This is a genomic window from Streptomyces sp. NPDC088194 (assembly GCF_040702025.1).
GTDB lineage: Bacteria > Actinomycetota > Actinomycetes > Streptomycetales > Streptomycetaceae > Actinacidiphila.
Window position 1 is genome coordinate 61,223 of the sequence record NZ_JBFBIV010000017.1, and the last position, 21,371, is coordinate 82,593.

A 21,371-nucleotide genomic window follows, 5' to 3' on the forward strand; every position below is an offset into this window, starting at 1 on the left:
CAGCGGGGTGCTGCCGGGCCGCACCGCGGTCAGGGGGTGTCGGTGCGCTTCTCCAGGCGGGTGCCGTGGCGGCGGGTGATCGACATCAGGTCGCTGGGGGCGTCCAGTTCCAGCCGGTGCCAGCGTCCGCGGGGAACGATCACGGCGGTGCCCGCCGGCAACCGCACCATGTCCTCCGCGCCGCCGGGCCCGGTGGCGCGGAAGTGGATGCGAGCGCCGCCGGTCAGGCAGCACACCCCCTCCTCGGCCGACGGGTGCATCTCCCAGTGGTCGGCGTGGACGTCGGCGTCGGTCTCCACGTGGAACGTCGCGATCTGCCAGGCATCGGAGTCGCTGCCGTCCATCCGCCGTTCGCCGGCCCGGACGTCGCCGTCGGGGTGGAAGGTCAGCGCCAAGGCGAACAGGTCGATGGCGTCGATGGAGTCGGTGGCGTCGGTGGAGGAGGACGAGGGGGACGAGGGGGACGAGGGGGACGAGGCGGGGTTCGTCGTCATGAGGGTGTTCCTTCCAGTCGGTTCTCTGCTGGAGCGGTGGGTCGCGGTCGGGCGGTTCCGGTTCCGGTTCCGGCTCCGCGGCGCGGCAGCGCGACGAACGCCACGACGGCCGCGAGCGCGAAGAGCGCGGCGGCGACGGTCAGGCTCAGGGCGTACCCGTCGTTGAGCGCCGCGGGGCCGGATGCCGCGCCGGTGCGATGCGCGGCGACGGTGGCCAGCGCGGCCAGGCCGATGCAGCCGCCGAGTTGGCGGGAGCTGTTGAACAGGCCGGAGGCCATGCCGGCCTCGCGGGCGGCGACGCCGTTGGTCGCGGCGGTGGCGACCGGGGCCAGCACGAGTCCGGTGCCGACGCTGGTCATCAGGGACGGGCCGAGTACGTCGGTGAGAAATCCGCCGTCGGGGCTGATGCACGCGAACCACGCCAGGCCGGCGGCGGCGAGCAGGGCTCCGGGTACCAGGCACGCCCGGGGGGTTCGTGCCGCGGTGACGCGGGTCGCGACGAGGGTGCCCGCGATCAGGCCCGCGGAGAAGGGCAGGAACGCGGCGCCGGTCGCCGCGGGGCCCATGCCCAGCACCTGCTGCATGTACAGGGACACGAAGTAGAACGCCGCGAACTGCCCGGCCGCGGCGAGGAACACCAGCGCGTTGGCACCCGCCACCCAGCGGCCGCGCAGCAGGCCGAGGCGCAACAGCGGTGCGGGGGAACGGGATTCGGCGTACCCGAAGGCGACCAGCAGCACGGCCGCGGCGGCGAGCATGGTCAACGTGACCGGCGAGCTCCACCCTTCGACGTCGGTGCGCAGGTCCGCGAACACCAGCAGCCCGACTCCGCCGGTGGCCAGGACGGCGCCGAGCACGTCCAACCGCTCGCGCCGGGCGGGGCGTTCCTCGGCGGGCACACCGGTGCGCACCAGGGCGAGCGCGATCGCCACGATGGGCAGGTTGATGAGCATCACCCAGCGCCAGCCGGCGTACTCGGTCAGCAGCCCGCCCGCCAGCACACCCAGTGCTCCCCCGGCGGCGTTCACCCCGCTCCACACGCCGAGCGCGCGCACGCGCCCCGGGCCCTCGGTGAAGGTGGTCGTGAGCATCGCCAGCGCGGCCGGGGCGGCCGCGGCGGCGCCCAGGCCCTGCCCGGCGCGGGCGGCGATCAGCTGCCAGGGCGCCTGGGCCAGCCCGCCCGCCAGCGAGCACACCCCGAAGACGGCCAGGCCGAGCACGAACATCCGGCGCCGGCCGTAGAGGTCGCAGGCGCGGCCGCCGAGCAGCAGGAATCCGCCGAGCGCGAGCGCGTAGGCCTGCACGACCCACGACAGTCCGAGCGGCGTGAATCCCAGGGCGGTGCGGATCGCGGGCAGCGCGACGTTGACCACCGACATGTCCAGGGCGATGGCGAACTGGGCGACGGCCGCGGCCGCCAGCACCACTCCGGGCCGCCCCCGTGAGTTTTTGTACATGTAAGGAAACTAGCCTCCCGAGGGCGCCTCTGTCGATGCCCGGGGGATGATGGGGTCATGCCGCAGCCGTCCGCACCGCGCAGAGCCCCTGGCCGACCTCCCCGTATCTCCCGCGAGGAGGTCATCGAAGCGGCCCGCCGGATCGTCGCCGAGGAAGGCGTGGACCGGCTGACCATGCGGCGGCTGGCCACGGAGATCGGCAGCACGCCGATGGCGCTCTACCACCACGTCCGCAACAAGGAGGAACTGCTCGTCCTGCTGCTGGACGACTACACCGAGCGGACGCTGCGCCGCCCCGAACTGCCCGCCGAGCCCCGCGAGCGGATCGTCGTCGCCGCCTCCACGATCCACGAGGCGCTCGCCGCCTGCCCCTGGATCGTGGAGGTGCTTACCGCCGACGACCTGATGTCCACCGCCGCCCTGTGGTTCGTCGAGCAGATCGTCGACGGCCTGGTCGTATGCGGCCTCTCCCCCGAGCGGGCCGTGCACGGGTACCGCGCGATCTGGTACTACACCGCCGGCGAGATCGTGGTCCGGACGTCGGCGGCCCGGCGGCGCACCGACGACGACCGTCCCACCTACCGGGAGCAGGTCTTCGCCGCTCTGGACCCGGGCGAGCTGCCCCGCCTGGCGAAGGTCGCGGACCGCTGGGCGCCGCTGACCGCCGAGGACACCTACCGGGACGGGCTCCGGGCCCTGGTGGACGGCCTTCTGACGCCGCGTTGACTCCTCGGGGCCGCGCTGCCCCGGCCGGCGACGCCGAGGGCGCGGGCGGCGCGCACCACCTGCCCGGCGGGGGCACGGACGGTACCCGCGCGAACGTACGGGCGTGCCCTTCCGCTTCTTGCCGCGCGCCGTCGATCCCGTCTAGACAGGGAGCAGGCTCGACGGAGAGCCGGCCGACCCGGGGGCCGGCTGGACGCGGGGGCCGGCTCGACGAGCAACCCGCGGGACGGACGACCGGCTCGCGGCGTGCAGCACCGAAGGAGTGAGTACGTGCAGGAGCGGAAGCAGGATGTGAGCGCTGCGCAGCGGCCGGGAACGGTGCCGCGCAAGCCCGCCGCACCGCCGCGTACCGAGGGGCTCGGCCCTGCGGCCGCTTCCGCCGGGCCGGCGCCGGGCGGGCACTCACCGGCGTCGGTCATCGCGTTGCAGCGTTCGGTCGGCAACGCCACGGTCGCCCACCTGCTGGAGACGCGGCGCCACGTCCACGGGTCGTCCTGCGGCCATCAGCAGGGCGCGCCGGAAGAGGGCCCGGTGCAGCGCAGGATGGCCGCGCACGACGTGCTGAGCCGTCCCGGCCGGCCGCTGCCCGAGCCGGAACTGCACGACATGCAGGCGCGGTTCGGCGGCGCCGACTTCAGCGACGTGCGCATCCACAACGACGCCGCCGCGAAGAAGTCGGCGCAGGAGATCGGCGCCCGCGCCTACACCTCCGGCAGCCACATCGTGATCGGCGAGGGCGGCGGCGACCGCCACACGCTCGCCCACGAGCTCACCCACGTCCTCCAGCAGCGGCGGGGCCCCGTCGCGGGCACGGACAACGGCAACGGGATGAAGGTCTCCGACCCGTCCGACCGGTTCGAGGTCGCCGCGGAGGAGAACGCCCGGCGGGTCATGTCCGGGAGTGCCCCCGCCACCGGGCGGACCGCCCAGCGGGCGGTGGCCGACGCGGTGGACGGCACCGTGACCGATACGGCGGCCGGCGCGGGGCCCGCGCACGCCGTGCAGCGCCGCAAGCCGTCGGCGGACGCTCCCAAGGAGCACTACGCGGCCAAGGCGCAGGACCACCCCGAGTGGGCCGTGTTCCAGAAGATGATGAAGGCCGGCGGGTTCCCGGCGGACGTGATCGAGAGCGCCTGGCAACTGCTGCTGGGCGGGATCGCCGAGCAGGCGGTCCTGAACCAGAAGTCCTCGGACCCGTCGATCGACTCCGCGGAGCGGCGCAAGATCCGGGCCTCGAACACCTGGTTCCGCGAGCTCGTCAACCTCGTCGGCGAGCATCTGCGGATCACCACCCCGACGTTGGCGCTCTGGTCGGGCGGCTTCGACGTGAGCGTCTACGCCCACGGCAAGGGCCACACCTCGCTGGAGTTCACCCGGCTCGGCAAGGTCGTGGACCAGTTGGAGCTGCACGCCGACTGGAAGCTCCAGGCGCCTTTGTGGAACGTCCTGTCCACCGCGTTCGTCGAGCGCGCGACGGGCCCGGTGCACGTGTTCCTGCGGGCGTACAACCCCGACAGCGTCCTGATCGCGCAGGAGATCCCCCAACTGCGCATGATCCAGCGGCTCAACCCCGCCGTGACCCTCATGTGGCACCCGCTCTACACCACGCCCGACGGGAAGATCAAGGAGATCTCCGAGCGCCTGGAGCTCACCGACAACGCGGAGTACAAGAGCCGCGACAAGTGCGTCGCCGTGATGTACCACTACCTGCTGCGGTTCCACGACGAGAGCAACAGCAAGGCCTCGATGGCGCACAAGGAGATGAACGAACTCCTCGCCCAGAACGTCAACCCGAAGGCGACGACGGCCTGACGAAATCCGCCGCCCTCGCCGGTCCCCGGTCCGGTCACGCCGCGACCGGGGCCATTCCGGGGGCTTCCCCGGCGGTTACGCCCGCGGCCCCGGCAGGCGCACCCCAGGCTCGCGGACGCGAGGCGGTCGCACGCAGCAGGGTGAGGCGAGCAGTGCCCTCCTACTGCTGGTCCGGCGCGGGGCCGGCGTCGAGGATCTGCCGGTGCAGCGCGACCAGTTCGGGGCCGGGGTCGGTGCCGTAGGCCGCGACGAGGAGACGACGGGTCTCCGCGTACACGGCAAGCGCCTCGGCCTGGTGTCCACTGCGGTGGAGCGCGCGTATGAGCAGTTCCCGGGGCCTCTCGCGCAGCGGATGGGCGGCGGTGAGCCCGGTCAGTTCGGCGACGCTCTCGGCATGTCGACCCATGCTCAGGTCCACGTCGATGCGGTCCTCCAGGAGTCGCAGCCGCCACTCCGACAGACGGACGCGCTCGGACGCGGCGAACGGACCGGGAATTCCGGCGAGCGCCTCGCCGTCCCACAGGTCCAGGCAGTCGTCGAGCAACCGCCGCGCGGCGGCGAGCTCTCCCCGGGTGCGGGCCCACCGCGCCGCTTCTGCGAGATCCGTGGCGACGTGCAGGTCAAGGTGGCCGTGCGGGACATGCAGTGCGTAACCACCGGACTCGGTGACGAGCATGCCCCGCGCGAGCACGCGCCGCAGACGCGCGGCGTAGGTGCGAATCGTCGCGACCGGCCGAGCAGGTGGGCTCTCGCCCCAGATCGCATCGAGGAGTTCGGCCACGCCGGCGGTTCGTCCGCCGCGCAGGAGCAGGACGGCCAGCAAGGCGCGCTGCTGGGGTGAGCCCGCGGCAAGAGGTCCCGCCGGCGGCTCCTCCGCCCGCCAGATCCTCACGGGTCCGAGAACGCCGAACCGCAACGACGCGGCCTCGTCCACCGGTTCCGGCCCGGGCGCGACGGTCGACGACGGCCGGTCCAGAAGGCGGACGTCCGTGGCTTGCCGCTCCGCGTCCGCGTCGTACGGCGAGGGGACGGCCGCCGGGGAGGGCTCCGCAACGATCCGGGGCTCCCCCTCGGGCCGCTGCGACACGGCCAGCATCATCGCCCGCGCCCCGTCGAGGCGAGCCTCGTCGCCGGACGCCTGTGCCGCTTCGAACTCGCTGGTCGCGAGGTTGACCAGAGCGGAGTGCGACAGCGGGTGCCGTGACCCGAGTGTCGCGGCTGTCTTCTGCGCCGCGACGGCGAGGACGTCGACGGCCCGTTCCTGCCGCTCGTGGTCGGCGGCCGCACGCGCGGACCCGAACTCGGCCCGGGCCAAGGTGACCAGGGCGGAGAGCGACGCCGGATGGTCACCGCCGAGCAGCCGAACCAACTGCCGGCCGGAGTCCGCGATCTTGTGCACCAGTTCGTCCGCCTCGGTGTCGCGGCCGTGGTGACGGGCCACCTCCGCGAGGACCGCGTGCGCCAGCAGCCGGATCTCCAGACGGTGCAGGAGCGAACCGTCCGTGGCGCCGGCGCCGAGCGCGCGTCCGGCGTCGACCTGCGCTCCGTCGAGGTCTCCGAGGCGGAACTTGACGGCCGCGAGGTTGGCCAGGGTGCGGGCGCCGGCGACCCCTTCTCCTTCCTCCCGCGCGCTGAAGGCGGCAGCCGTCGCCAGCAGTGTCCCCGCGGCCGGAATGTGCCCGCGATCCGCGAGCGAGACCGCCAGTTCGTTCCGTACGTCGGTGGACAGGGAGATCGACCTCGGGTCCCACACCAGCCGTGAGACGACGTGACGCAGGAGGGCCTGTGACTCTTCGGCGAGTCCGAGCGCTTCCAGCATCGCCGTCAGACGGGCCACATCCCTGCCGAGGCCGGGCCGCAGAGGTGGCTGCGCGTCAGCGGTGAGACGCAGCACGGAAGTTGACGCCCGGGCGCGGGCCGACGCGTCTCCGCGTAACGCCGCTTCGGCACTGGCGATGGCCGCCGCCCAGTGATCTGTCACAGCCGGTCTCCGTGCGGTCGGCGCTCGATGGCCGTCTTGGCCGCCACGAATTTGAGCTCGGCGATCCGGGAGGGATCGAGAACGCCGCGCTGCGACCATTCCTCGATGCGGGCGAACCACGCCTCGGCCGTTTCGGCTGCCTCGTCGATGTTCGACTCGTCGCCCTTGCCGTCGCGCGGGGACGTGGAACTCGCCGGATGAACCGCGTCCATCAGGTGCTCCACGTCGAACTGGTCGAAGCGGCGCATCGCCTCCCCGATCGTCGCGGCGAACAGCACGTTGGCCGCGCGACGAGGGGTGGCCCGGTCGGGAGCCTGCTCCAGCAGGATGCCGACGACCAGGGGCTCCCGGTCGTCCGGAGTGCCTTTCACCACCGGGCCGCCGGAGTAGCCCGAGTAGTCGCCCAGGAGTTGGTGGGCCGTCAACTGGAGTGCCTGGATGACGGCTCCTCCCTCGCAGAGGTAGTCGGCCGTGCCGCGGTCCACCTGCCCCCTGAGATGTGCCTCCACGGCGGCCGGCCGGTACGGCCCGTGCCAGTCGTCACCACCATGGGCGATGCCGGCCCGCAGTACGGGCAGCTTCACGTCGTACGCCGTGGAGATCATGACCAGTGCCAGATCGGCGTCCTTGTCCCGCTGGCAGACCCTGCCCAGGACACGGCGGCCGTCGGCGAGGACGATGTCGACGGAATCGTCGAGCGAGGTGAGTTCCCGCAGGCAGTGCAGCGCCGTGAGGACGTACCGCCGGGTCAGCAGAAACCCACCGCCGAGACGCCGCTCGGCCTGGTGGAGCTCGACCCAGCAACCCGCGCTGGTCACGGCGCCTCCGGGACCCGCTCCATGGTGAGCGTGACCTCGAAGGACGCTTCGGCCGACGCTTTGGACACGATGATCCCGGCCTCCGCCGCCAAGGTCAGCCCGAATTTGACCGCCATGCCCGACACCTGCCATCCGGCGTGCGGCGGCACCCGGGACATCGACTGCTGAGCGATGGCCGACGCCTGCACGATGGCTTCCTCCACCTCCGCGGCGCGGTCCTCCAATGCGGCGCTGGATCGTGTGCGGCTGGCGATCTGACGGTTGCCCGTCCCTTCCAACGCGACGGTCTCCACACGGACTTCAGCCATCTGCCCCCACCCCGGGATCAGGAGCCACACGGTTGGCCCCGCCGAAAGCGTAGTCAGCGAAGCACCGGAGCGCGACCACTTCGGCACAGGCCCAAGGGGTGCCACCGGGCAGGGACTCGTACCGCTCCTTGTGAAGCCGGTCAGGCCGGAGCGCGGAGCCCGATCGGCCCGGAGAGGGGAGCCCCTGTTCTGGGGCAGTGGCCCGCCCCCGCCTCAGAACAGGGGCTCCGCCGCTGTGGGGATCGCCAGGGGCGGGGTGAGGGTGCCGCGGCGGGTGCGGGCGAAGGCGGTGAGCAGGTGCCTGGCGGCAAGCGCCGCGCCGGGCACCTGCCGGGCGAGGTCGCTCGCGGCGAGGTCCAGGAGCGCGTCGTGGGCCTCGGGCGCCAGCGCGCCGCACCGGTCCAGCGGGATGTGGACGGTGGAGGGCGGGGCCGGCGTGAGGGGGTTGCGGGACAGGCGTATCCACACCGGCCCGGTCCCGGGAGTGGCGGACCGCTCGGCGACGTGGGCCGCGACCAGCGCGCTGGTGGCGCGGTTCACGGCGGGATGCGACCACGCGGAGATGATCAGCGGCGCGCGGTCGAGCGCGGCCATCGCCTCGCGGTAGGGGTCGCCGCGGAGGGCGGGCACCGTGGCGGCGGCCACGGTCATGCCCGCCGCTCGCAGGGTCGGGGCGATCGGCAGCGTCGTGTCCGGATCGGTGAGCACGACGGCGTCGCGGGTGGGGGCGGGGCGGATGGGTGTCTGCCAGCAGGGGGTCGGGAGGGTCACCTCAGGACCTCCGTGCGCGGCGCCGGGCCGGGCGGCGGGGCGGGCACGGACTCCCCCGCCGACGGGACCGACCGGGCCGACGGGACGGACCGGGGAGATCGGAGGGACCGGGGAGATCGGAGGGACCGGGGAGATCGGAGGGACCGGGCGGATCGGAGGGACCGGGGGGCGCCGCCGAAGGGTGCCGGCCGCCGGGCGGGTCCGGCTCCGGGCCGCCGCATGCCGTCGCACGCCCGGCGGGCCGGCGGCGGGCCGCCGATGCCCGGGACGTGCGCCTCGTACGGGACCGTGTCCCGCCGGCTGTGCCCGGTATGCGTCGTGGTGTCCATGCTTCCAGGGGAGACCCTGCGGGCGGCGGCCGGAAGGGTCGAACGTGACCCGGGTCGGCGGCCGACCCGGGTCCACTGCCGACCCGGGTCGGGCCGCCACCAGGCACCGGCACGGAATGTCATTTATGGTGGCGAACAGGCGTGTCACGGGCCAGCGACGTCAGGGGGTGCCGGATGGCGGACCCGGGTCAGCGTCCGCGGCTCGGCACGGACCTGCTGCCGACCTGGCGGGCACGTATCCACCCTCGCGACCTGCCCGAGGCGGCCGGACTGAAGCCGCTTCCGGAACGGTTGACGGTGGCCCTCATGTCCCGCCTGGTCCACACCGACGAGCGCCACTACCGCCGGATCGAGCGCGGCACCGCGCACGGTGTGAGCGCCGCGCTGATCGAGGCCATCGCCCAGGTACTGCACCTGTCCGCGGACGAGACGGAGCTGCTGTACCTGTGGTGCCGCAAACCCCCGCCGCGCACGCCCCCCAGTGACGCCGGGGTGCCGCCGGACCTGCTGTCGGTGCTCGACCGCGAGGAGCACGGCGCCTACTGGTGCTCCGCCGACTACGAGGTGCTCGCCGCCAACCGGCGCGCCCTGGGCAACTGGCCGTGGATGGCCGACACGGGCACCAACGTCATGGTCTCGCTGCTGCGGGGCCCCGGCCGCGCGCAGTGCGCCGACTGGGAGACCCGATGGGCCCCGCTGCTGCTGGCCCAGCTGAGACGGGAGTTGATCCAGTCCCCCGACAACGCGGCGCTGCACGGGCTCGTCGACCGGCTGGTGACCGGTGACCCGGTGGTCGACCGCATCTGGCGCGCCACCGCGGAGAGCCAGCCGCGCGCCTACGGGACCACCCGCCCCATGGTCATGCCGCCGTGGCGGCCGTACACCGACGGCGCCGTCGAGATCACCGTCACGGCGCTGGTGCCCGTCAGCAGGCCGGACCTCCGGCTGGTGGTCGGGGTCCCGGCCCCCGACGTCACCCCGCAACTGCCGGAACTGCCGGACCTGCCGGAGCCGGGGACGCGCAAGGCCGGATAGCGGCGGGGCGGGAGAAGGGCGGCGGGTTCGCGCCGATCTCCTTCGCCGGGAAGCCGCTTGCCAGGAGCCGCACGCCGGGGAGCCGTTCGTCCAGGCGCGCTCGTCGCGGAGCCGTAAGCCCACAAGCCATACGCCGGGGAGCCGCACACCGCGAAGCCGTACGCCGTGGAGCCGTTCGTCGGGAGCCGTTCGTCGCGGAGCCCACCGCCGGCGAGCCCACCGTCAGGACTCCCCTCGCCGGGAGGCGTTCGTCACAGTGCGGGCCACCGCCCCGAGTTCCTGCGGGCGATCCGGGATGTGGCGGCCCTCACTGCGGCATCCTGGCCTCCAGGACCCGGACGTCCGGCACGATGAATCCAACCCGGTCATACCGGGCCTTACCGGACCTTTCGACCGAGGAAGCAGGGGGCGGCATGCGAGTGGCAGTGACCAAGCCGGTGGTGGTGCGGGCGCCGTACGAGGTGTCGACCGATGCCATCGAGGCGGACTGGCTGGAGAGGTGGCCGCTGGAGACCCAGCCGCCGGAGCGGCGCCGGCGGCTCGCCGCCGCCTTGCGGATGGTGCGCTCGACGGGCGTCACGTCGCGGCCGTGGGTGGCGCCGCTGGACGTCGTCGGCGACGGGGAGCGCGATTCCCGCACGGTCTACGCAGAGGCGTTCGCCGCGGTGGTGGACATGGCGGCGACGGCCTCGCTCCAGGCGCTGGAGGCGGCCGGGCTGGCGCCGGAGGACGTCGACTGCGTGGTGACGACCCACACCACGAGCTGGACGATTCCGCAGCTCGACGTCGCCCTGGTCAACCGGCTCGGCCTGCGCCGGGACGTGGCGCGGGTGCCGGCCGCCACCCTGGCCTGCGCGGGCGGCGCGCACAGCCTGATCCAGGCCAAGCGGTATCTGGCCGACCGGCCCGACGGCGTGGTCCTGGTCGTCGCGGGCGAGGCACTGTCGATCCTGCACATGCCCTGGCGCGAGCCGACCAGGACCGGGGTGCTCTACGGGGCGCTGTTCGGGGACTCCGCCGCCGCCACCGTCATGGCCGGCGCCGGGCCCGGGCAGGAGGAATCCGCGCGCCGGCTGGTCGCCGCGGGCGGCGGCCTGATCGCGGACGTCGACAGCTGGGAGTGGCTGCAGCCCGGCGAGAGTCCCTACTGGGGCGAGCTGCACCCCGCCGGGGTGCCCGGCGCGGGACGGATCACGTTCGAGTCCAACCGGGACGCCACCAAGGGCGCCCGCGAGTCCATGCCCCACCTGGTGAAGTGGCTGGACGGCAGGCGCGTGGAGTGGGCGGTGGTGCACCCGGGCGGACCGGGGATCATCACCGACACCGTCGACGCCCTCGGCCTCCCGCCGGAGGCCGGCCGGCACTCCGTGGACTCCCTCACCGGCGGCAACCTCGGCGGCGGCGCCGTGCTCGACGTCCTGCGCCGCACCCTGGAGGAGGGCCCGGCGCGGGGCCCGGGCGCGCTGGTGAGCTACGGCCCCGGTTTCGTCGCCGACGCGATATTCCTCGACGTCCCCGACGAGTCCCCGGCGGTCTGAGCCGGCACGACGCGCGGGGCAGGCCCCACCCCTCCCCGCGCGTCCCCCTCCCCCGCGTCGTCCGTCAGGGCCGGGCCGGGAGCGCGAAGTGCCGGAACGGGTCCGGCTGGATGAACACGGCGAGTTCGGTGATGTGCCGGTCCTCGACGGAGAGCACGCCGATGCCGAAGGGCCGGTGTTCCACCTCGCCCGGCGCCCGCCAGTAGAGCGCGAACGCCGGTTGACGGTTCGCCCTGGTGGGCCGGACCCGCCATCCGTCGCCCATCACGCCGAACACGTGCTCGCGCAGGAACACTTCGATGTCCGGCCGCCCGGAGAACCACGACAGCCTCGGCGGCATGACCAGTCGCGCGTCGGCGCGCAGGAGTGCCACCAGCGCGGTGACGTCCGACGACTCCCATGCGGCGACGAGTCGCCGGAGCATGCCTTCCTCGGCCGCGCTGGAGCGCCGGGTCCATTCGCCGCGGCCGGCGGGCAGGTGGTCGGCCAGGGTCGCGCGCGCCCGCGCCAGCGCGCTGTTCACCGCTGCCCGGGTGAAGCCGAGCACGAGCGCGGTGTCCTTGGCCGACCAGTCCAGGACGTCACGCAGCACCAGGACGGCTCGCTGGCGCGGCGGAAGGCGTTGGATCGCCGCCAGAAACGCCAGCTCGATCGTCTCCTTCGCGGTCACGAACGCTTCCGGCTCGTCCTCGGCGGGCGCGGCCGCTTCGAGCAGCCGGTCGGGATAGGGCTGCAGCCACGGCAGTTCGACCGGCGGGGCCGGCCCCCGGCGCGGATCGCCCGGCGGGGAGACGTCGGTGGGCCAGACCCGCGCCTTCCGCCGGCGGAGCGCGTCCAGGCACGCGTGGGTGGCGATGCCGTACAGCCAGGCCCGGAACGGCGCGCTCCCGGCATAGCTGTCCAGCCGCCGCCACGCGCGCAGGTAGGTCTCCTGGACGGCGTCCTCGGCGTCCTCGATGGTGCCGAGCATGCGGTAGCAGTGCACCTGCAGCTCGCGGCGGTACGGTTCGGCCAGCCGCTCGAAGGCGTCTGCGCTCCCGGCGCGCGCGGCGTCGACATCTGGTTGCTCCACACAGGTATGACGCGCGGGGAGGTGCGGACTCATCGGTGGGTCCGCACCTCCCCGCGGCGCGCGGTCACACCAGCAGCTTCTCCACCGCGGTCTTCAGATCGGCCAGGGCCGCGCGGTAGAAGCGGGGGCCGTACGACACCCGTGCCACGCCCAGTTCGCGCAGCGCCGCCAGGTCGAGGCCCTCACCGGTGTTGCCGTTGACCGGGCCCGGGAGCCCGCTGACGAGGGCGGCGATGTCGTCCCTGTCGCGCACCCCGATGGGGTAGACGCAGTCGGCGCCGGCTTCCAGGTAGAGCCGGCCGCGTCGTACGGCCTCGGTGACTCGCGCCTGCCCGGTCAGCTTGCTCACGGGCAGGAACGTGTCGACGCGGGCGTTGATGACGATCGGGACCCCCGCGTCGTCGGCGGCGGCGCGGACATCCGCGAGCCACTGCGCCTGGGCACCGGCATCGGCGAGGCCGCCCTGCCGGTGGTCGGTGTCCTCCAGGTTGCAGCCGACCGCGCCGGTGTCCAGCAGCCGGTCCACCAACTCCCGTGGCCGCATGCCGTATCCCGCCTCCGCGTCCACCGTCACGGGGACCTCCACCGCGCGGCTGATCCGCCCGGCCGCGGCGAACATCTCCTGCCACGGCGCGCGCTCGCCATCGGGATGGCCGAGCGTCGCCGAGACGGCCGCGCTGGCGGTGGCCACCGCGGGGAAGCCCGCCTCCGCCACGACCGCGGCGCTCCCCGCGTCCCACACGTTGGGCAGTACCAGAAGCTCGCCCGTGTGCAGCGCGCGCAGCCTTTCCGCGCGGGCTTTCAGCGTCGCCACCTGAATTGTCATCAACTTCCTCCTCTTTCACAGCACATCACGTCGCGAAGGCGGTGAGCTCCTCGCGGGCGCGCCGGGACGAACCGGCGCACACAGGTCCAACTGCGTGCCCCCACCGGGGAGTCGCGTCCCTACGGCGCGCCCAGCAGTGCGGCGTTCGCCCGTTCGAGTTCCTTGACGGCGCCGGAGCGCCAGCCCGCGGCGAGCGGCTCGGTCAGGGGATCGGGGAAGATCTCCTCCTCTCCTGCGGCCACTCCGTCGAAGATCGCGCGCGCGACGGCGGCGGGCGACGCCTTGGCGATCGGCAGGTCCCGCGACATGTCGGTGTCCACCGGACCGGTGAGCACCGCGTGCACGCTGACCCCACGACTCGCCAGCAGGGCGCGCAGGGACTGGGTCATGGAGAACGCGGCGGCCTTGGAGACGGAGTAGGAAGGGAGCACCGGCAGTGCGGCCAGCACCGCCACCGAGAGCACGTTGACCACCGATCCACCGGAGGTGACCAGCGACGGCAGGAACTCCTGGGTCACTCGGTGGGTGCCGAAGAGGTTCACGGCGAAGTGCCGTTCCAGGAGGTCGGGATCGGTCAGGTCGTCGTGCAGTGCCAGGCCGGCGTTGTTGACGAGGAGGTCGAGGGAGTCGACGCTCCGGGCGGCGGCCCGCACCTGCTCGGTGTCGGTCACGTCGAGCGTCAGCGGCGTGACCCGGCTGTCGGGAGGGGTGAGCGGTCGGCGGGTGCCCGCGTACACGTGCTGGGCGTCGCGGCGGAGGGCCTCGCGGACCAGGGCCTCGCCGATACCGCGATTGGCGCCGGTGATCAGGACGGTCTTGCCTGTGAGTGACATGGCCAGCTCTCTGTGGTGTGCACGGCTCCGTGGTGTTCACGGCTGAGCGGCGCCGGTCAGCCGTCGCGATGCTCGCTCGCGTACGACGTCGGCGTCACTTGTATGACGCGCCGCGCGGCACCCGGTGATCGGTCGGCGGGAGAGTCCGGCTCGCGTGGGGCGTTCCACCTGGTCACCGGTGTGCGGCACCCCTCGTCCGGGGCGGAGCGAGGGGTGCCGTGGCCGTCAGGCGCCGCCGAGGTCGTCGCGGTGCCCTGCTTCGAGGCGGGGCCACTGGGGGTGGGGCGCCCGTCCGTGGTGATGCCGACTGCCACCGCTGCGCTCCGACCCGCGCGGGCAGCGGCTCAGACGACCAGGACGCGGCGCCCGCGGGTGTGGCCCGCCTGGCTGTCGACGTGGGCGGCCGCGGCCTCGGCGAGCGGGTAGGCCCTCTCGACGGGGATGTGCAGCCTGCCCCGCGTGATGAGGTCGGCGGCCACGGCGAGCGCGTCCGGCACGCTCCCGGCCACGCCGGAGAAGCGCACGCCGAACTCCGGCGCACCGAGGTCCGCGATGGAGACCACCTTCCGCGGATCGCCGGTCAGCTCGACGAGTTCGCGGATCACGCCCGAGCCGGCCAGGTCGAGCGCCGCGTCGACCCGGCCGAGCCGGCGCACCCGCTCGACCCAGCTCTCACCGTAGGTCGTGGCGAGGGCGCCCAGACTCCGCAGGTACTCCTGGTTCGTGGCGCCGGCCGTGCCGATCACCGTGACGCCGCGGTCGCGGGCGATCTGCAGCACCGCCGATCCGACTCCCCCGGCCGCGCCGCTGGCCAGCAGCGTCTGCCCGGACCGCACCCCGACCTCGCGGAGGATGCGCAGCGCGGTCTCCACCACGGAGGGGTACCCGGCCGCCTCCTCGAACGTCAGGCCCTCGGGCATCCGGGCCCAGGCCGACAGCACGGTGAACTCGGCGTAGGTGTCGGTGCCTTCGCCGAACACCCGGTCGCCGACCTCGACCCCTTCGACGCCCGCGCCGACCTCGTCCACCACCCCGGCGGCGTCCAGCCCGACTCCGGCGGGCAACCGGATCGGATGGGCCCCCAGGACCTGGCCTTCCCGGAGCCGCCAGTCGACGGGGTTCACGCCCGCCGCCCGTACGGCGACGCGTATCCGGCCGGGGCCCGCGTGGGGCTCCTCGGCGTCGATGAGGTGCAGGACGTCCGGACCGCCGAACTCGGCGAAGCTCACTTTCTTCATGCCGGCGACCGTAACACTAACCGTTAGCTTTTAGAAACAGCTTCAGTTTCGTATCTGGTAGCGTGAGCGCATGACCGTGGAGCCCGGACGCCGTGCACGCAAGAAGGCCGCGACCCGCCGGAAGATCGCCGACACCGCCCTGCGGCTCTTCCTGGATCGCGGATACGACGCGGTGGGCATCCGCGACGTGGCCGCCGAGGCCGACGTCGCCGTCACCACGCTCTTCTCCCACTTCGCATCGAAGGAGGCCCTGGTCTTCGAGCAGGACGAGAACTTCGAGCAGCGCCTGGCCCAGGCGGTCACCGGCCGCGCGCCGGACGAGCCGCTGATCCCCGCACTGCACCGCGAGATCCAGGCCATGGTCCGGCACTGCACGGCGGACAGCGCCGCCCCGATCTGGCGGATGATCGACGAGACCCCCGCCCTGCGGGAGTACGAGGAGTCGATGCGGCTGCGCCACGCGGAGGCGCTGGCGACGGCCATCGCCGCCGACCCCGACCTGCCGCAGAGCACGACGGCCTGCCGGACGCTCGCACGGTTCGCGATCGACGCCTACGCGGTGGCCCGCGAGGAGGCCGACCCGCAGGCCGCGGTGGACGAGATCTTCCGGATGATCGAGGCGGCCTGGAAGGTCACCAGCCCGTAGCCTCCCCCCAGAACGGGCCGCGCGGGCGGGACCCCTCCCGCGGGCCGGCGGCACAATCGGGGTACCGCGCCTACCGCGGTGGCGGCTTCGGAGGGGCGATGAGTGACGCGTCGGTGTGCTGGAACTGCCGGGCCAGGCCCGCGCACCCGCTTGCCGCGCACCGGGTGCGCCTGAGCCGTGACGTGCGCAGGAGCTGGGTCGTCGTGGGGCACCACTACGAGTGGCGGTCCCGGGAGGTGTCGGTGCCCCGCTGCCCGCGCTGCCGGCGGATCAACCTCGCCTACGCGACGTACCACTCGGTGCTGAGGATCGGCGGCGGGTTCGTCGGGTTCCTCGCGGCGGCAGGCGCCATCGCCGCGCTGGTCGTCCATCACTACAGCGCGCTGGTCGTCGCCGGGTTCATGGCCGCCGCGCTGCTGGTCGTCCTGGTCCCGGCGCGGCTGATCATGTGGCGCCATCCGAGGAAGGAGCCGACGGAGTACCCGCCCGTGGCGGAGCTGATCGCCGCGGGCTGGCACATCGGGAATCCCTACTGACCTGGACCGGTGCCGGGGTGACGCGCGATCAGATCGCCTACAGCGTGGTCCGCTTCTGCGCGCCGGCTCCGTTGCACTTCCACAGCTGGAGCCGGGTGTTGTCCACGGTGGACGAGCCGGGGTCGTCCAGGCAGCGGCCGGAGTGCGGGTTGCGGTAGCCGCCGTCGTTCGGGTGCGGCGCGTCCGAGAGGCCGGCGGCGGTCAGGGGGCGAGGGTGACGACGGCCTGGTTGCCCGCGCCCGCGGTGACGGTGACCGTGAAGATGCCGGTCGACGCCGTGTAGGTGACGGTGCCGACGCTTCCGGTCGTGGCGGTGGCGGTGGGCTTGCGGGACGCGTGGCCGTGCAGGGTGACCGGCCCCTCGCCCGCGGCGAAGGCGACCGTGGTGTGGACGCTTCCGTCGTCGCTCAGGTGCGGGATGCGCTTGTCGCCGTGCGCGACGAACTTCCCCGCGTCGCCCAGGAACGCGATCCCGGACCGGCCGACCGGGGCCACCACCCAGTACGTTCCGCTGGTCACCGTGGAACTCACCTTGCCACCCGCGGAGATGAGCGCGCCGGTGCCGGCGTAGTAGTCGTAGGCGTACGCGGCCGTGGAGATGCCGAGTTCGGCGAGGGTGAAGGACGCAGTCTGGACGGGGCCGGTGGGGATCGTGCCGGGGGTGACGCCGAGCCAGTCGATGTTCCCCCCGCTGGCGCCGGTCGCGGTCGCCCGTACGGTGTTGGCGCCCTTGGCCAGGGTCACGGCCAGCCCGACCACGGTCCAGTTCGTCCACCACTCCGTCGAGGGGAACGACAGCGCCCGCGACGCACCCCCGTTGACGCTGATCGCCAGCGGGCGGTCGGTGAACGAGGCGTTGGCGTAGCGGAACTGGAGGGTGTAGGTGCCGGCCGCGGCGGCTTGGACGGTCCACTGGACGTAGTCGCCGGCGGCGTTCTGGTAGTCGGCGTAGCCGGTGCCGGTGTAGCCGTCCTCGTCGCTGCCGACGACCGCCCCCGACAGCGTGGCGTCCTCGGCCTGGTAGAGCTGCTGGGGGGTGGGGGTCTGGCGGGCGTAGGCGAAGACGTATCCGTACCCCAGGCCGCCGGCGTGCTGGACGTGGGTCGCCGCGACCATCGGGGGGAGTTTCCCGGCCGCTTCGGCGACGTAGGTGGCGTCGGTGGGCACGATCGGCGTGTCGGGCTTGACGATGATCCCGTCCGCGCGGGCGACCTGGCGCAGGTGGCCGGCGTCGACCTTGCCCAGCGCGTCGCCGACACCGACCGGCCCGGCCGACAGGTTCGCCAGCAGCAGGTTGTCGATCTCCCCGCTGAGGAAGACATCCGCCCACGGCCAGATCCCCAACGCCCCCGCGAACTGCGAGTCGTACAGGAACTCGTCCCACTTCGGCCGGTCGAACCGGTCGTCCGAGACCCGGATCGTGGTCAGGTTCTGGTAGCGGACGCTCTGCAGGTAGTCGCGCGGCAGGGCCATGCAGTACTGCAGGTCCATCCCGTTCCCGGCCGCCTGGTGCGCCATGTTGTCGAAGAAGGCGTCGGCGTCGGTGAGGTTCTCCGCGGGCTTGGCGTTGTTGCACAGCCAGTCCTGCTCGTAGACGACCACTCCCCCCTCCCGCAGGTAGGCCATGACGCTCTGCCAGTACGCCGGATCGATGACGACGTTGTCGGAGAACCGGTACTGGCCGTGGTACGGGCTGGACTGGTCCATCCACCGCGCGTGCGTCACCAACGGCATCCCCAACTCCTGCTGGAACGCGGCCAGTCCGTCCGGGAACAGCTCCTGGTCCGCCTCGTACAGCGACGTGCCGTCCGGCAGGTCGTCCCACTTCCCGTCCGGGCCCTTGGGATACCACCAGCTGTCCAACTGCATGTAGCCCATCGGGATGTTCTGCGCCGCCCACTCGTCCCGCACCGCCAGCAGCGTGCCCGTGTACCCCTTGGCCTGGTCGAACGTGTAGTAGTAGTCCGCGCCGTTGTCCGTCCAGTACCCCAGCGTGCTCAGCACCACCCCGGTGTCACTGGCCGGCACGGACTTGCCCGCGAGGGTCCGCACCGCGGAGCCCCACGCCCGGTACGCCGCCCCCACCCCCGCCTTCACCGACAGGACCGTCTGCCGCGAGTACCCGGCCGGCAGCGTCCCGATCGAGCCGAGCACCCCCGCCGCGATCGACCCGTCCGCGCCCTGCGAGGTCTGCGCCTCCTGGAAGTGGTTCGCGGCCGAGACCACGAACGTGTCGCCCGCGTCGTCGAAGAACACCCAGGGACTGTCCGACGCGCCCTCGAACGTGTTGAACTGCGCCCGCCCGAAGCAGTCACGGTGGCTCAACTGGTGGGCCAGCCGCGGGTATCCGGTGAACGTCGGAAACGGCCCCGCGTTCGCCGCGGCCGTCACGTAGGTGTCCGTGAAGACCACCGCCGACGCACCGTCGTAGACCCGGATACCGCCCTTCCGCGCACCCGAGCGGAACGTGAACGTCGTCTCCGTGTAGCCGCCCAGCGCGTCCGACCCCGAGTGGGTGGCGATCCCGGTCGCCGCCGAGCCGAGCGAACCGCTGAACGTCCACCCCAGCACGCTCGCCGTCACCTGCCACGTGCCGGACGCGTTCACGGTTCCGCGCAGCACCGCCGGCCTCGACGGTGCCGCGCTGCTCGCGCTCGCCCGCCCGACCGCTCCCGCCAGGGGAAGGGCCAGCGCGGCGGAGCCGACACCGGTGGCCCTGAGGAAGACGCGACGACTGAAACCGGTCATGGGGGGTGCTCCTCGTCTCGTTGCGGGCAGCGGAACGCGCGCGGTGGGGGCAGGCGGCCGTGTTTCGCTGAGGTGCTGGTGAGGTGCTGAGGAAGACGCGCGTGAAGGTCACGCGAAGGTCGTACGCCGTGAACGCGGCACCGGAGCGCGGCAACGGCCCGTCCGCTGCGTGAAGATGCGGTGCGCCCGGTGAGGGGATGACGCTCAGTGTGCAGTGGTGTCGCTTTTGAGGTCAAGACTCAAGACGAGGAAACACTTCCCCACATCGGTTCACTCATGTGAAGCACGGATCAGGGAGTGACCTCAACTCGCAGCCCAGGGCGACCACCTGGCGATTCGATGTTCAATGAACCGACCTGAATTCATGTATGGAACCGCTGCCTCAGCCGCCACGGAACAGGGCCGCCCTCTCCGACGGGAAGGGGCGGCCCTGGCGCACCTCCCCGGTGGTGGCCGGGAGGCGTGCTCCGAAGGTCAGTTGAGCACGTGCGCCGCGTCGACGCTGACCGCGGTCCCGGTCGAGGCCGACTGGGAGGTGCCGCTGACCGTGAGGGTCAGCGTGTGGTGCCCTGCGCTCAGGCCGGTGCTGCTGAAGACGGTCTGCTGCGCCGCGGCGGTGGCGGCGTACTCGTCGATGCCGACGGGAGTTCCGCCGTCGACGGAGACCTCGGCCTGCCCCTGCGCGGGGCCGGTGGCCCCGACCAGCGAGACGCCGGTGCCGTAGAACTCGACGGTCGAGGTCGCCCCGGCCGAGGAGGAGGTGTGGGTGGTGGAGGTGTAGGCCGAACTGTCGCTGTTCTGCGCCCACGTCCCGCCGTAGCGGAAGAGGTCCTCGCCCTGGCCGTCGCCGGGCACCTGCGGGGTGGCGGTGGCGCCGCGGACCATGTCGGCGTCGTCCACCTCCATGTCCGCCTTCTTCCACACGTGCACGTAGCCGATCTGGCTGGTGGCGGGGAACCCGGTCGCCGTGGGGCTGGATGTGTACGGCGAGCGGATGCCCTGGGACAGGATGATGTTCATGCCGGTCTGGTTGTAGTCGGTGTTGTCGTACGTGCGGGCGAGCACCCCGTCGACGTAGAACTTGAGGTAGCCCGGCCCCCACTCCAGGCCGTAGGTGTGGAAGGAGCCGTTGAGGCTGCTGCCGGCGGTGTGGTCACCGGTGTGGCTGGTCAGCGTCGTGGAGGTCGGCGACTTCCAGTTGTGGTCGGTCATGCTGACCCACTTCGGCGAGCTGGTGCTCTGGCCGATCTCCTCGATGTCGATCTCGTTGCCCCAGACCGGGTCGATGTGCTCCAGCCAGAACGCCGGGCAGGTGCCGGGGAACGCCGTGGCGGACGCCTTGATGCTCGCCTCCACGTAGCCGTACTTGATCGTGTCGAGGCTGATCACCCCGCCCGACTGGTAAGGGGTGTTCACCCGGGTCTCGAAGCCGGGGTTGGTGAGCAGGTTGGTGCTGCCGCCGTCCGCGGTGAAGCTCGCGTCGTCCAGCCGGGTCCAGCCCTTCTGGTTTGAGGCGCTCTTGAGCCCGACGCTGCACGACCCGCCGGTCACCTTGATGCCGCTGAGGGTGTAGAGCGTGTACGCGCCGTTGGACCTGGGGATGGACAGCGAGGTCGCGGTGTTGGTGGAGCCGCAGTTGTCGGCGACCAGGGACTGGGTCTGGTCGTTCGCCCCGCCGGTCCACACCCAGGCCGAGAAGGTGTAGGTGCCGTCCGCGAGGCTGCTCACCTTCTGCCGGGTGGTGACGTCGTAGCTCCAGTAGTTGTAGTGCACCAGCGCCGAGGAGCCCGAGCGGTGCTGGGTGGTGGTGACGTAGTCGGCGAGCGGCGACCACGAGTCGGCGCTGACGGTCTGCCAGCCGGCGGGCGTCTCGTTGAAGGAGTCGTTCGGCGCGTACTCGGAGTTGAGCGAGAGGTTGCCGCCGGACTCGGCGATGTCGCCGGCGTCCCAGCGCCACACGTCGCTGTAGGTGAGCGGCATCGGCTGCCACTTGGCGGTGTCCACGCTGGTCGCACCGAAGTCGTCGGAGTAGGCCGGTGAGTAGACCCAGTTGCCGGACCCGGTCGGGTCGGAGACGGGCAGCGGGTCGGCGGCGGTGGCGGGCGTGGCGCCGCCGGCGACGGTGAGGGGTATGAGGCCGGTGCCGAGCAGCGCGAAGGCGAGGGCGCGCGTGGTGAGGGTGCGCAGCGGTGATCTCATGGAG

At 72.8% G+C, this 21,371-nt stretch carries 17 protein-coding genes and 2 pseudogenes; 6 read left to right on the forward strand and 13 right to left on the reverse strand.

Translation table 11 applies throughout. The annotated features are described in order from the left end of the window. Nucleotides 1–29: 29 nt before the first annotated feature. Both AB0399_RS12055 and AB0399_RS12060 read right to left on the reverse strand, forming a co-directional pair. Entirely contained in the window at nt 30–494 is a 465-nt protein-coding gene (locus AB0399_RS12055) for a cupin (protein WP_366411180.1), read from the reverse strand. After that, nucleotides 491–1,951, reverse strand: a complete 1,461-nt coding sequence (locus AB0399_RS12060; RefSeq protein ID WP_366411181.1) for an MFS transporter — start codon at nt 1,949–1,951, stop codon at nt 491–493. Before AB0399_RS12060 ends, AB0399_RS12055 begins: the two co-directional genes overlap by 4 nt. Nucleotides 1,952–2,008: 57 nt before the next feature. Between AB0399_RS12060 and AB0399_RS12065 the strand changes: the two genes are divergently transcribed. After that, a complete protein-coding gene (locus AB0399_RS12065; protein WP_329372553.1) occupies nt 2,009–2,677 on the forward strand; it encodes a TetR/AcrR family transcriptional regulator in 669 nt (222 codons plus the stop codon). Nucleotides 2,678–3,094: 417 nt separating this feature from the next. Then, nucleotides 3,095–4,489, forward strand: a complete 1,395-nt coding sequence (locus tag AB0399_RS12070; protein WP_366411220.1) for a DUF4157 domain-containing protein — start codon at nt 3,095–3,097, stop codon at nt 4,487–4,489. A gap of 178 nt (nt 4,490–4,667) precedes the next feature. Here the strand turns inward: AB0399_RS12070 and AB0399_RS12075 are convergent. From AB0399_RS12075 to AB0399_RS12090, 4 genes and pseudogenes are all read right to left on the reverse strand, one after another. Then, a pseudogene (locus AB0399_RS12075) lies at nt 4,668–5,423 on the reverse strand (AfsR/SARP family transcriptional regulator); the annotation flags it as partial. Between the two features lie 1,043 nt (nt 5,424–6,466). Continuing rightward, nucleotides 6,467–7,288, reverse strand: a complete 822-nt coding sequence (locus AB0399_RS12080; protein WP_366411182.1) for a serine protease — start codon at nt 7,286–7,288, stop codon at nt 6,467–6,469. Next, nucleotides 7,285–7,581: a CU044_2847 family protein gene (locus AB0399_RS12085; RefSeq protein ID WP_366411183.1), complete on the reverse strand. Its 297-nt coding sequence runs from the start codon at nt 7,579–7,581 to the stop codon at nt 7,285–7,287. The genes AB0399_RS12080 and AB0399_RS12085 overlap by 4 nt, the downstream gene beginning before the upstream one ends. Nucleotides 7,582–7,809: 228 nt before the next feature. Beyond that, on the reverse strand, nt 7,810–8,367 hold the full coding sequence (locus tag AB0399_RS12090) for a hypothetical protein (RefSeq protein ID WP_366411184.1): 558 nt from the start codon (nt 8,365–8,367) through the stop codon (nt 7,810–7,812). Nucleotides 8,368–8,870: 503 nt separating this feature from the next. Here AB0399_RS12090 and AB0399_RS12095 point away from each other — a divergent pair. Both AB0399_RS12095 and AB0399_RS12100 read left to right on the forward strand, forming a co-directional pair. Continuing rightward, nucleotides 8,871–9,731, forward strand: coding sequence for a hypothetical protein (locus AB0399_RS12095; RefSeq protein ID WP_366411185.1), 861 nt, complete (start codon nt 8,871–8,873; stop codon nt 9,729–9,731). Between the two features lie 413 nt (nt 9,732–10,144). Continuing rightward, on the forward strand, nt 10,145–11,269 hold the full coding sequence (locus tag AB0399_RS12100; RefSeq protein ID WP_329372543.1) for a PhlD: 1,125 nt from the start codon (nt 10,145–10,147) through the stop codon (nt 11,267–11,269). 64 nt (nt 11,270–11,333) lie between these two features. On the opposite strand, the gene AB0399_RS12105 is transcribed toward AB0399_RS12100, so the two are convergent. The 4 genes from AB0399_RS12105 to AB0399_RS12120 all read right to left on the reverse strand — a co-directional run bounded on the left by AB0399_RS12105 (nt 11,334) and on the right by AB0399_RS12120 (nt 15,238). Continuing rightward, nucleotides 11,334–12,341 carry an RNA polymerase subunit sigma-70 gene (locus tag AB0399_RS12105; RefSeq protein WP_366411186.1) on the reverse strand — a complete coding sequence of 336 codons (1,008 nt, stop codon included), beginning with the start codon at nt 12,339–12,341 and terminating at the stop codon, nt 11,334–11,336. A gap of 64 nt (nt 12,342–12,405) precedes the next feature. Continuing rightward, nucleotides 12,406–13,167, reverse strand: coding sequence for an isocitrate lyase/phosphoenolpyruvate mutase family protein (locus tag AB0399_RS12110; RefSeq protein WP_366411187.1), 762 nt, complete (start codon nt 13,165–13,167; stop codon nt 12,406–12,408). Nucleotides 13,168–13,286: 119 nt separating this feature from the next. Then, nucleotides 13,287–14,000, reverse strand: a complete 714-nt coding sequence (locus tag AB0399_RS12115; RefSeq protein ID WP_366411188.1) for an SDR family NAD(P)-dependent oxidoreductase — start codon at nt 13,998–14,000, stop codon at nt 13,287–13,289. A gap of 344 nt (nt 14,001–14,344) precedes the next feature. Continuing rightward, on the reverse strand, nt 14,345–15,238 hold the full coding sequence (locus AB0399_RS12120; protein WP_366411189.1) for an NADP-dependent oxidoreductase: 894 nt from the start codon (nt 15,236–15,238) through the stop codon (nt 14,345–14,347). Between the two features lie 70 nt (nt 15,239–15,308). Between AB0399_RS12120 and AB0399_RS12125 the strand changes: the two genes are divergently transcribed. Continuing rightward, nucleotides 15,309–15,884 (forward strand): helix-turn-helix domain-containing protein, encoded by a 576-nt coding sequence (locus AB0399_RS12125; RefSeq protein WP_328460482.1) that lies wholly within the window; start codon nt 15,309–15,311, stop codon nt 15,882–15,884. Between the two features lie 98 nt (nt 15,885–15,982). Further along, nucleotides 15,983–16,420 (forward strand): hypothetical protein, encoded by a 438-nt coding sequence (locus tag AB0399_RS12130; RefSeq protein ID WP_329372531.1) that lies wholly within the window; start codon nt 15,983–15,985, stop codon nt 16,418–16,420. 37 nt (nt 16,421–16,457) lie between these two features. Here AB0399_RS12130 and AB0399_RS12135 read toward each other — a convergent pair. The 3 genes and pseudogenes from AB0399_RS12135 to AB0399_RS12145 form a co-directional block, all read right to left on the reverse strand. Then, nucleotides 16,458–16,592, reverse strand: a pseudogene (locus AB0399_RS12135) (RICIN domain-containing protein); the annotation flags it as partial. Between the two features lie 29 nt (nt 16,593–16,621). Further along, entirely contained in the window at nt 16,622–19,168 is a 2,547-nt protein-coding gene (locus AB0399_RS12140) for a CBM35 domain-containing protein (RefSeq protein ID WP_366411190.1), read from the reverse strand. 474 nt (nt 19,169–19,642) lie between these two features. Further along, complete coding sequence (locus AB0399_RS12145; RefSeq protein ID WP_366411191.1) at nt 19,643–21,367, reverse strand: glycoside hydrolase family 16 protein; 1,725 nt, start codon at nt 21,365–21,367, stop codon at nt 19,643–19,645. Nucleotides 21,368–21,371: the final 4 nt, after the last annotated feature.